This window comes from Cupriavidus sp. SK-3 (assembly GCF_000611145.1).
Taxonomy (GTDB): Bacteria; Pseudomonadota; Gammaproteobacteria; order Burkholderiales; family Burkholderiaceae; genus Cupriavidus.
In genome coordinates, this window is the sequence record NZ_JFJV02000299.1 from 1 (window position 1) to 595 (window position 595).

A 595-nucleotide genomic window follows, 5' to 3' on the forward strand; every position below is an offset into this window, starting at 1 on the left:
CCGGCCTGGTAGCTGGCGATCGGGCGCCGGTTCTGCGCCGAAAACACGCTGGTGAAGAACGCTTCGGGCGAGCCTAGCACCGCCTCGATGCAGCGGTTGTAGGTATCCGCCTTGCCGTCCGACAGCGTGCCGTCGGGCAGTTGCAGCGGTACCCAGTCGCCGGTGGCGCCCTTCTGGAACAGGTAGTACTCGGCCTTGCGGCTCTTGCCCGGATTACGGAACGCGAACGCCGAACGGTACTGCGTGCCGACGTGCTCCCATTCCAGATCCTTCTCGCCACGGGTGCCACAGAGGTGATCCCAGTAGGAGAACGCATCCGCGGACATTTTCGAGGCGTGGCTCGGCATGATCGGATACGGGTGCAGGTTGTCCATCAGCGTGGTCTTGCCGGCACCGTTAGGGCCGACCAGCGCGATCAGCCCAGTGGGCAGGTTCGCGAGGTCGAGCGTCACGCTGTCGCGCTTCATGCCGTCCCGGACGCCGTGGAAACCGGTCAAGGTGAGTTTCAGCGGGCGCATTCGGACACCTCCGCACCAGTCATGGAAGCCAGGTAATCGGCGGGCAGCTCCATCACATCGCCGTCGTAGAACGGCAT

At 64.5% G+C, this 595-nt stretch carries 1 protein-coding gene; it reads right to left on the reverse strand.

All coding sequences use genetic code 11. From position 1 onward, the window contains the following. Positions 1-518: AAA family ATPase (locus CF70_RS33645; protein WP_035876168.1), on the reverse strand; the 518-nt coding region annotated here is incomplete at its 3' end. Between the last annotated feature and the right edge of the window lie 77 nt (positions 519-595).